Source organism: Streptosporangium sp. NPDC006013, from assembly GCF_040614275.1.
GTDB lineage: Bacteria > Actinomycetota > Actinomycetes > Streptosporangiales > Streptosporangiaceae > Streptosporangium.
In genome coordinates this window covers 1-10,699 of record NZ_JBEXUE010000350.1, presented here as the reverse complement: position 1 = coordinate 10,699, position 10,699 = coordinate 1, and the positions used below count along the sequence as shown (strand labels likewise).

General features: G+C 66.1%; 6 protein-coding genes. 2 read left to right on the top strand and 4 right to left on the bottom strand.

Annotated features, from left to right (window positions below; genetic code table 11):
• Nucleotides 1-400: 400 nt before the first annotated feature.
• The gene (locus tag ABZ260_RS36960) at nt 401-3,742 is read right to left on the bottom strand and encodes a family 16 glycoside hydrolase (RefSeq protein ID WP_355626838.1); all 3,342 of its coding nucleotides are present in this window, start codon (nt 3,740-3,742) and stop codon (nt 401-403) included.
• 173 nt (nt 3,743-3,915) lie between these two features.
• Between ABZ260_RS36960 and ABZ260_RS36955 the strand changes: the two genes are divergently transcribed.
• Nucleotides 3,916-4,476 carry a tyrosine-type recombinase/integrase gene (locus ABZ260_RS36955; protein ID WP_355626836.1) on the top strand — a complete coding sequence of 187 codons (561 nt, stop codon included), beginning with the start codon at nt 3,916-3,918 and terminating at the stop codon, nt 4,474-4,476.
• Nucleotides 4,477-4,560: 84 nt separating this feature from the next.
• Here ABZ260_RS36955 and ABZ260_RS36950 read toward each other — a convergent pair whose 3' ends face one another.
• Both ABZ260_RS36950 and ABZ260_RS36945 read right to left on the bottom strand, forming a co-directional pair.
• The gene (locus tag ABZ260_RS36950) at nt 4,561-5,499 is read right to left on the bottom strand and encodes a hypothetical protein (protein ID WP_355626835.1); all 939 of its coding nucleotides are present in this window, start codon (nt 5,497-5,499) and stop codon (nt 4,561-4,563) included.
• A 951-nt stretch (nt 5,500-6,450) separates the two neighbouring features.
• Nucleotides 6,451-7,296, bottom strand: coding sequence for a dienelactone hydrolase family protein (locus ABZ260_RS36945; RefSeq protein WP_355626833.1), 846 nt, complete (start codon nt 7,294-7,296; stop codon nt 6,451-6,453).
• Between the two features lie 96 nt (nt 7,297-7,392).
• Between ABZ260_RS36945 and ABZ260_RS36940 the strand changes: the two genes are divergently transcribed.
• Nucleotides 7,393-8,361, top strand: coding sequence for a helix-turn-helix domain-containing protein (locus ABZ260_RS36940; protein ID WP_355626831.1), 969 nt, complete (start codon nt 7,393-7,395; stop codon nt 8,359-8,361).
• A 249-nt stretch (nt 8,362-8,610) separates the two neighbouring features.
• Here ABZ260_RS36940 and ABZ260_RS36935 read toward each other — a convergent pair whose 3' ends face one another.
• The gene (locus ABZ260_RS36935) at nt 8,611-10,347 is read right to left on the bottom strand and encodes a hypothetical protein (RefSeq protein ID WP_355626829.1); all 1,737 of its coding nucleotides are present in this window, start codon (nt 10,345-10,347) and stop codon (nt 8,611-8,613) included.
• Between the last annotated feature and the right edge of the window lie 352 nt (nt 10,348-10,699).

Here is a 10,699-nt window from a genome sequence, read left to right as displayed (position 1 = left end):
CTGCCGGGCAGATCCTGCTCGCCGTTGCCGTCGCCATGGAGCAGGCCCGTGCGGACGGCGACTACTGGCGGACCGCGACGGTCACACAGTCGACGTTGATCGACCCCACCGGCAGCTATGCGATCGAGACTCTGCGGAACGCCAGAAGTTGACGACGAGCGCCACGCAGGCTATCAGCGCGACGATCCACCCGAGGCGTCGGCGGGAAGGCGCCGGCCGCACCGCCACGGCCGACGTCCTCGAAGTCCTGTCCCTAGCGGGAATCGCGTCCTCCTCGACCGTGGGAGCCACGCGTATCCGCTGCCCGATCTGCCGATCGTCCAGGACGAGGGCATCGCGGCGCGCTCATGGCCCGGCAGGCCGGCCACGCGCAGAGGGCGGGACGGCCTGCCGGATGAGGTCAGGAGACGGGTTCGATCCACACGTTGCGGAAGCGGGGATTCTCGCCAGGGTCGCCGTGATCCTGGAGGCGGATCCCGCCCGACGCCGCGCTCTCCGGGATGTTGTCGCCTGTGCCGCCGTCGATGGCCACGTCGTTGTGCACCACCACGCCGTTCCAGACGACCGTGACCCGCGCGTTGTCGACCTTCACTCCCGCGCTGGTGTAGCGGGCCGCGCGGAAGGTGATCTCGTAGGTCTGCCACGTTCCCGGGGCGGTGGCCATGTTGCGGTCGGGGGCGCGCTTGCTGTAGATCGCGCCCGCCTCGTTGGCGGCCGGCGTGGTGTCACCGTACGACTCCAGGACCTGAATCTCGTAGCGTTCCTGGAGGAAGATGCCGCTGTTGCCGCGCTGCTGCCCGGTCACGTCCGGCGGGTAGTCCGGCTCGTACCACTCGGCGTGGAGCTTGAAGTCGCCGAACGTCTGCCGGGTACGGATGTCGCCGCCGTAGGACTCCACGGAGCCGTTCGCGATCGGCCAGGTCGCCGCCCCGCCGGCTCGTTTCTCCCACGCCGCCAGACTGAATCCGTCGAACAGCGTGATCCGCTGCGCCTTCGACACGGTGATGTGGTCGAGGTTGACGTTGCCCGTGTCGCCGGAGTCGTACCTGTAGTCGATCCTGTTCGAACCCCGCTTCAGGTTGAGCGGCTCCGTCTGGACGGCCCAGACGTCCCAGCCGCCGGTGGCGGCCAGCCGCACCTGCCTGACCTTCTCGCCGTTGACGTACACGCTCACCGACCTGCCGGCGTCGGCCGCGTAGCGGAGCCCGACGTTGTGCGGGCCGGGTGAGTCCGACCGCACGGAGAACGACGTGCTCGCGCCCTCGTTCCAGTAGCCGTCGACGAAGCCCTTGTGGGTGTAGCCCTGGTGGTTCTGGTTCGCCTTCGCGCCACCGCTCAGCGAGGCGTCCTCGGCCTCGAACACCTGCTGCGCGGCCACGGTGACGGAGTCGAGGTTGACGTGGCCCACGTCACCGCTGTCGAACCTGTAGGTGATGAGGTTGGCGCCCTTCTTCAACGTGAGCGGTTCGACCCGGGTGGCCCACAGGTCCCACGTCTCCGTGGTGGGCAGCGGCACCTGCCTGACCTTGGTCCCGTTGACGTACACGCTCAGGGACTTGGTGCCGGGCGCGGGGTGCGGGCCGTTGGAGTAGCGCAGGCCGACGTGGTATGTGCCCTCCCTGGCCGCGTGCACGGCGAACTGCGTGGCCGCTCCCACGGTCTGGTAGCCGTCGACGAAGCCGCTTCCCGAGTAGCTCAGATGATCGGTGTTCAGCTTCGCGCCGCCGCTGTGCGAGGCGCTCTCCGCCTCGTACACGGTGTCCGTCTCCGGACCGTCGATCATCGAGTTGAGCGTGTACCAGGCCTCGGTGCTCCACAGCGGCTGCCCTGACGCCGAGCTGAACGGGCGCGGCGACCGCAGGTGCACCACGCGCCCCGGCTTGAGACCCGCGATCTTCAGTGTGACCTTCTTCCCGTTGGAGCGCAGGTCCGCGGAGGTGACGGTCAGCGGCTCCTCGTCCACCTTGGGGCCACCGTAGGTGGAGGCCGCGGCGTACCGCCACTGGGTGGCCTGGTACCTGGCCGCCAGCGACGCGGCGGTCTCGGCCGACAGCGGCTGGGTGTACTCCAGCTCGAAGCCGCCCTCGATCGCGCGCATCTTCAGGATGTCGAAAGCCTTGTCGTCGCCGGGGGTCAGCTTCTGCAGTCCGTAGGTGAGCTTGCCCGTCTGGCCCCAGTTTCCGCCGGCGCCGAGACCTCCGGCGTAGATGGCACCGTCGGGCCCCAGGCTGATCCGGTTGACCCCTGCCTCGAGGCCCTGAGTGAAGCGGAAGACCGCGCCCTGGTACTCGCCGTTGACCTTCTCGAGGTAGCCGCGCTGGATCCCGCCGTAGGTGACGTCGCCGAACAACATCTGCCCCGCGAACCTGCCCCCCTTCATGACCAGCGGCGTGCTGGGGGAATTGGCGATCTCGTTGTGCGGCAGCCAGAGTACGGGCGCGCTCACCAGGTTGTTATCGAACGGGCCGTCAGGGTTGGTGTAGTGGTTGAAGAACCGGTCCTTCTTGATGTGCACCAGTTTCGAGGCGGGCAGCCAGCCGCCCTGGTTGTCCATGACGAACAGGTCACCCTCCGGACCCCAGCCGAGCCCGTTGGGTGTGCGCAGACCGCCGGCGATGTACTCGACCTCGCCGGTGGCCTTGTTGACCTTGATGGTCGTGCCCCTGTTCCGCGCCGGCTGCGGGTCGGTGGTGGCACCGCCGTAGTTGATGGCGACGGAGAGGTTGATGTAGAAGTGGCCGCCACGGTAGAGCAGCCCGAACGCGAACTCGTGGAAGTTGCCGCCGAACGGCCAGGTCGCCACGGTCCTGAGGTTGTCGGCGACCTCGTCGCCGTTGGTGTCGTTCAGCTCCACCAGCCGGGACTTCTCCGACACGTAGAGCTTGCCGTCCACGTACTTGATGCCCATGGGCTCCTGAAGCCCGCCGGCGATCTTCTTGGTGGTCACCTGCGCGGGTGAGGTCTTGCCTGTGACGTTGTCGAGCAGGTAGACCTCGCCGAGCTTGGTTTCCGAGCCACCCCACGTGGCGACCGCCAACCGGCCGTCGGGCAGCCAGTCCATCGCGGTCACCTGCGGCTGGAAACCGTTCGGGCGCAGGTCGGTGAGCGTGAAGTCAGGGTGTACCGACTCCAGCGGCAGCCCGTCGCCCGGAGAGTCGGCGCCGCTCTCGCACTCCTTGCGCCCGGGGGCGGTGACCCGCACCACGTCCGCGTCCGTGCTCAGCACCGAGTTCGGCACGAGGGTGAACGCCGAGGATCCGGGTGGTTTCCACTCCAGCTTGAGCCGCTGGCCGTACAGGTGCTCGAAGTGGTCGACGCGCAACGCGTGGTAGCCGGTGGTCAGGGTGATCGTGCCGTCCACGGCGATCGGCCCGTGCCGCCCGTCGTTGGTGATCACGACGGTGTCGTCGATGCGCAGCCGGGAGCCGTCGTCGCTGGTGAGCCGGAACTCGTACGTACCTGCGGCGGCGATGGAGATGTTGCCGATGGCCTCGGTGACGAACATGTCGGCCAGGCCGAAGTCGGCGTCGGAGGTCCAGTCGATCGTGGGCATCAGCTTGTCCACGTTGGGTGTCTGACCGGGCTTGAGCGTGCAGAGCTTGGACAGTTCGACTTGGACGTCGTAGGTACGCAGGGTGATGCCCGGCTCCTGCGGTGGCACCGCCGCGCGCGCCTGAGCGGGTACGACGAGCCACGAGAGTGCGGTGAGCAGTGAGACGGATAACAGGGGTAATTTCCGCATGGCCAGTCCCATCTCGGTGAGGGCGCCGCGTTCAGCGCGGCGTGGGGGGTTGCGGCACCGCCGATATGGCCGATCGAACGGCGGATGCCGGGTCTCATTTGCTGTAACACGGAGGAAATAACGCTGCTCTGCGCCGTAATATAAAGCAAGATCTGCAACTTGCCCATACCCTTTTGCCTCAGGGCGACGAAAGTCGTGACTCGTCACGGCAAAAGGGTGCGGCGCCACGGCACCGCCCGCAACGAGTACAGGGCGACCGGGGCTCTGCCAACGGCCTGCCGTGTCGGCGACCGAATTGGCTGCGGCTCTTCTGGAGGGACTGGAAGGCCCGCAGGTCACGGCGCACGCCGGCCATGCCGAGACGCTGCGCTGAGGCACTCAAGCTCCATCGCGAACGGCAGGACGTGGCCCGCAAGGCGGCGGGCGTGAACTGGCAGGCCAACGACCTCGTGTTCGCGTCCAAGGCCGGCACGGAACTCGGCTCCCATAACGTCTGGCGCTCGTTCCGAGCCGTGCTCAAGAAGGCCGGCCTGAACACCATGGAGTGGACGCCCCGCGAGATGCGGCACAGCTTCGTCTCACCGCTGTCTGACTCCGGCATCCCGCTGGAGAACATCTCCCGCCTGGTCGGCCACCGCAACACCTCGGTCACCGAGATCGTCTACCGCAAGCAGCTCCGCCCGATGCTCCTGGAAGGCGCCGAGGCAATGGACCGGATCTTTCCAAACAGCTGATCTCTACGAAGCGGATCTACGTTGAGATCCTGAACAGCGGTGATGCGTTACCCCTTTGGGATCACCCGTCTCGATAGACGTGGTTCATCTCGTGTAGGCACTCAGATCCCGCATTCGCACGTCGCCGTCACCGTCTCCGGTGACGGCGACCACTTTTCCGTCCACATGTTCGACCACTACGCCCCCGACCCAGTTGGCGTATCTCATTCGTTCGCCCAGCGGTTTGCGCGTGCGTAGATCCCAAACCCGCACGGCACCGCCCCCGTCTTCGTCGTCACCACCGCCAGTGAGGGCCACTGGTCGACCGTTCACCTCTCCGACCACCACTGTCCTGATCCCATAGGTATGGCCGGTCGGTATCGGTACACCGATGAGCTGGTGGGTGGTTAAGTCCCACACCCGAATGTTCTCCTCGTCGCTGGAGACAGCGACCTGTCTGCCGTCCACCCACCCGAGCGCGACATCCCCGACGCCGGTACCGTTGATCATCGGATCACCCATCTGCTTGCGGGTGGCCAGGTCCCACATGCGTGTCGTGCCGTCAACGCTGCCGGTGACGGCAACTGCTCGACCGTTCACCTCTCCGAGCGCCACAGTCGAGACGAAGTTGGTGTGTCCGACCATCGGTTCGCCGAAAGGTTCGTGTGTGGCCAGGTCCCATACCCGCACAGGCAACTTATGGGTCGCATCGCCCCAGCCTCCCGCAGCGACGACGACGGCTCGACCGTTCACCTCCCCGACCGCCACCGCATCGACGCGTTCAGTGTTGCTGAGCCTTATCGGTTCGCCGACGAGTCTGCGTGTAGTCAGATCCCAGATCCGTACAGCGTCGTCGTAGCCGCCTGTGACGGCTACCGGCCTGCCGTCCACTTCCCCGAGTGCCAGCGCTACAACACCCTCCGGGTGAGCGACGATCGGATCGCCGATCGGATCGCCTGTGGTCAGGTCCCACACCCGTAAGGTGGTGTCGTCGGGGCCACTACCAGCACTTACGGCGACCGGTCGGCCCTCCAGCTTCCCCACCGCCACCGCCCCGACAGGGTCGTCGTGATGCCCCAGCAGATCCGAGGAAGGCCACACAGCGACGGCTAACGCTCCCAAAACTGCCAGCGCGAGAACCCATCGGAGGTTTCGCCGAAAGAACGGCGGCCGCATCGACACGGCTGACGGCCCCACGCTCCCGCTGGCAGGAATCGTGTAGCCATCAGCTCGGGGGACTACGGGGCCGAGCTGAGTGGAGGGGACAGATTGGTCGTCCGCCAGGGGATCACTCATGCCCTGCCTGGTCGGACCGTGTCCAGACACGTCGGGATCCCCCATGTCCAGCCGCACCAGATCAGACACCGCTCACCGTCCTTGTGGCCGGCTCTTAACGTGAGGGCGGCCGGAGGAGTCATGCGATCACAGATGGCCGAGAGTAATGGCAGTGGTCCCGGTGCGCCAGATCATGCAGGCGGCTCGAACACTTCGGGGCTGAGCCCGAAGAAACGATCAGAGCCGTAGTCACTCAGCTAGCCACCCGGCAACGCAAGAGGCCACTCCCGATCTCTCGGAAGTGGCCTCTGACCTGGTGGGGTGTTCACGAGTAGGTCTGACCTGGGACGCATGAGAGGTTCGGAAGATCGCTTCCCGTCAAAGCCATGATCGTTTCCCGCATCACGCCGTCCGAGCCCTGCACCGCCCGAAGGACGCCTGGCTGTCTCCCGTCCTTCACCGCAACACGGCTGTGCGGAGGGTGTGGCGGGCGCGGCGACCCGGTCACGCCCAAGAGCGCACACGCCCCCGCGCACATGCCCCGGCCTCCGCTCAAGCAGTCGGGAGCGATCACCTTTGCACCGGCGAACGATCTTCCGGTTCGTCATTTCGGTCCCGACCCACTCGTGAGACCTCGGACATCCACCCCCAGGCCGACAGTCTGCGCCGGACACGACGCCCGGATCTGATCGCCGATTGCGCCGGCGACCGTTGTGCCGCTCAGTCGGATGTCGTCCCGGAATGTTCGAACGGGCTCAAGCGGTCGGTCAGGAAGGCGATGATCTCGTCCCTGGCCTTCAGCGTGGGATGTCCGTCCTCGTCGACGAGGTGGGCGGTGACAACGCTGTGGGGGGTCCCGACCACGTCGCCGAAGAACGGGGGCGGGCTGGTGTTCGCGGAACTGCCCGGAAGAACACGGCCATCGAAGGCGTCGCCGAGGAGCGCCCGGTAGGCGGCGAAGCGCTGGCCGGTGCACCAGCGGTCGTCGTCGAAGCGGTAGGCAAGAACCTTCAGTCCGTCGCGCGCGATGCGGTCTCGGACCGCGCGTGCGTCCTCGTCGCTGATCTCGAGTCCGGCAGGGTCGTCCAGCGGCAGCGACGGATGGTTGACCACTGGCGCGATGACAGCCGGCTCAAGCGCCATCGTGAGAGCGAAGTTGCCGGTGAAGCACAGTCCGATCGCGCCGACTCCCGGACCGCCGCATTCGGCATGGGCTTGGCGCGCGAGCCCACGTAGCCATGCCGTGACCGGACTGGTTCCGCCCCCGGCGAACGCGCGGAACTCGGCACTGACACACGCGCGGCGGAAAACCTCCATACCGCCCTCGGCCGTGGGATAGGCACCATCGATCCCGAAAAGTGAGGGGACATAGACGGTGAAGCCCGAATCCCGCACCCACCGCGCCAGTCGAAGGACGTCAGGACTGATGCCAGGCATCTCCGGCATCAACACGACGGCCGGCCCGGAACCCGCGGCGTACACCGTCTTCACCACCCCCTCCACATCCACGAGTCGGCGGGAGAAATCCGTGATCATGTCGTCAAGTCCTCCGCTGGCAGCGCTCATGGTGACAGCGTGGACCGTTGCCCCAGCACAAGGTGAGAGGCTAGATCGCCATATATGCGGGTAATCTCGCCAGAGGCTGATGGTGAGGAGGCGAGCGTGAGCGCGCTGCGGGTTGGTGTCCTGGCCTATCCAGGCTGCTTCGCGTCCGAGGTGTTCGGCGTACCCGATCTCTTGACGATGGCCACGCACGTTGCCGGACCGGACAGCTCCGGATACGAGGTGTCGATCGTTTCGCCTCGCCGTCGTGTCGCCGCATCGGGTGGTGCGGCGTTGGACGTCTCACCGCTGCGCGAGGTAGACGTCCTTGTCGTGCCAGGGTTCGAGCTCGTGCCGGGCCTCGACGTGGACGCGAAGCTCGCACCCCTCGCCCCTGAAGTCGCGGCGATCCGCTCACACGCTGCTGCGGGCACTGTCGTCGTCTCGATCTGTGTCGGTGCGTTCCTGCTCGCCGAGGCTGGACTCCTCAACCGACGCCGTGCTACGACGGCCTGGCTCCTCGCGGACGAACTGGCTCGACGCTGTCCGGACGCTGACGTCCGACCTGAGCGTCTGGTCGTCACCGACACGGGGGTGACGACAACGGCGGCCTTCAGTGCCATGTACGACTTCGCGCTGGATCTGATCCGCCAACACAGCGGTGCCGGCGTGGCACGGACAACCGCACGGGTGGCACTCGTCGACGATGCGCGATCGTCCCAGACTCCATACGTTGACGCGCAATTTCTTCCGCAGCCCGGAAACGAGTTCTCCCACAAGGTCATGCGACGGCTCGACCAAAACCTTGCCGCCCGATACGACCTCGCCGCGTTGTCGGACACGTTCAAGGTCAGCACCCGGACGCTGCTGCGGCGCTTCGCGGACGAGACCGGCCAGAGCCCGCTGGAGTACCTGCAGTCGTCGCGTGTCCGTCGCGCCCGCCACCTCCTTGAGACCACGGACCGAACCGTCGCCGGCATCTCCGCCGCGGTCGGATACAAGGACCCCAGCACGTTCGCTGCCCTCTTCGCCAAGCACACCGGACGACGTCCGAGGGACTACCGCTCGGCCTTCCGTCGTGTCGACTGATTACTCTGACGGCCAGAGCGCCGAGCTGCCCGGGACTGCCGGCTGGGGCAGGAACCCGTCCAGCGGCCTCAAGACGTGGAAAACGCGAAATCCCGTCCGATCAAGCGAGTGGAACTCGATCATCGTTTGCTGAGCGGGCGCGAAGCAGATGGCAGTGATCTCCGCGGGCGCGTGACCCGTGGAGATCACTGCCCAGCGGCTACGGTCCGGCCGGCCGGTGGTCCGATGCCGCTGAGACGGTGTGGACCGTCAGCCCACCGGACCGTTGATCACAATGTTGTCGACCGTCATGGCACCGCTGTTGTGGATGCCCCAGATGAGGTAATAGTCGTCGAACGCACCGGTGGTGAACGTCACCGATCTGCTTTTCACCCCGGAGCCGGTGGAATCGGTCAACATCCCGCCCCACCAGTCGTTGCCATATCCTCCGCTGGTGGTCCGCGCCAGGAAGTAGTGCTCGACCTGGGAGTTCGCAGGCCCGAGAATCCGGTACCGGTAGGTCACCATGTAGGTCGTCGAGCGCTTCAGCTTCATCTTGGTCCTGTTCGAGATCAGGAACTCCGTCCACTCCCCGCCGGGCAGGCTCTGACCGTAGGCCGAGAAGGTTCCCGACACCACATGGGACTTGTCCGAGGTGATCCACATGGAATGGTCGACGCCCCACGAAGAGTAGGCGGTCTTGTCGTACGAGCCCGCCTCGAAGTTCTCCCCGATACAGCGGCACGGCCCAGAGGAGCCGTCGTAGTTCATCTTCCACTCCACGTTGCCTCCGAGAGGACCGGCACGGCCGATGTTCGTCGGCTTGACGGTGATCTTCTGATCATCGAAGGCGGCGGGAATCGTCGTCTCGAACCCATGGGAATCGCCATACTCCGGATGGGCATCACGGATGTCGGTACGGAGTTGGAAGGCTGAGGCCGTCTTGACCAGCTTGCCGTCCGCGAAGATCGAGACCTCTACCGGCGAGCGGGTGTCGGGGTCGATCGCCCAGCCCTTGACCAGGATGTTCTCGCCCTGCCAGCGCACTTCGTCCAGCGCCCCGAACGGATCGTGCCGGGAGTTCTGGGTCATGCAGCCAACCTGTTTCCCCACCCCTCCAGAGTCGGCGTTCACACAGAGCTCGCTGGGAGTGCCTTCGAGTCCGTCATGCTTGATCCACACTTCCCAGCCATGATTGGGGCCGAACGTGGGGAAAGCCTGGGCGATGTCGGGGCGCGGCAGGTGGGCGCTGTAGCCGCGGAAAAACTCTTGCTTGTCACGGAATCCGCTGAATGTCGCGGGACCGGCGGTATAAGGGTCGATCATCCAGCCGCCGATCACGGAGTACGCGCCCGATGCGACGACCGCGAGAGGAATCCGGTACTCGACGACGCCGAACGCCCGGGAGTCGAACTCAAGGCATCCGAGGTCGGTGACCTTGGTGGTGGTGTAGAACGCCGATACGCAAACCTGGTGCAGCCCTCTGGTCGGTGGGATCTCGACGTCGAAGTCGAACCCGTGCGCGTCGCCGTAGGGGGTGCCCGGCCTCGTGGTGTTGGCCCGGCTTGTGACCTGCGTCTGTCCTAATGTGCCGCCGATCACTTGGACGGTCCTGGAGGGAGAGTAGGTATCCGCGGCCCATCCCTTGACGCGGATCCGTCCTCCCGCCTCCAGGACCGCCTCCTCGAGTTTTCCCACCACCGTGTTGGTTCCCGGGGCAGTGGTGGGTGCGACGCTGGGCTGCTGCGGGAGGTTGAGGAAGCCGTCGGGAGTCCGGTCCAGCCGCCGCGTCTTCGGTGGTTCGACCTTCCGCGTGCCCGACAGGTCGGGGAGTTGGGCGCGGTCGAGCTCGTTCGGCGTGTAGGGCGTGAACTTCTCCTTTTTCTTCTCCTTTTTCTTTGTCCCCGGATCCGGCTCCTTGACCGTATCCGCGAGGTTCCCCGCAGATACGGTCAGCGCCGGCGCGTTGGCGAGTGTGCCTCCGGCGGCCTGCGCCGGTGGCGCCATCGGGAGGAGCAGGAGCGCGCACAGCACGCTCGCCGCTCGCAGGGCATTGGTTCCTCTTCGCATGGTCATTCCTCTGACTCCCTGGACGGGATGAGATGGGGAACAGACGTCGGTGGGGCGAATGAAGGCCACGGACCGCGCATCCGGGTTGTCATGTGGACGGGTTCCATCCAGGGGCTCCGTCCGGTCTCTTTCATCGGGCGGAGGGACGGGTCATGGTGTCGTAGGTTTCGAGGAGTTTGTGGGCGGTGGTGACGGGGGCGAGGGTTTCGGTGTAGCTGTTTTGTTTGAGGCTCTTGGAGTGGTGGTCGTAGCGCAGGCGCAGGGTGTCGGCGGTGTGGTAGGCGAAGGC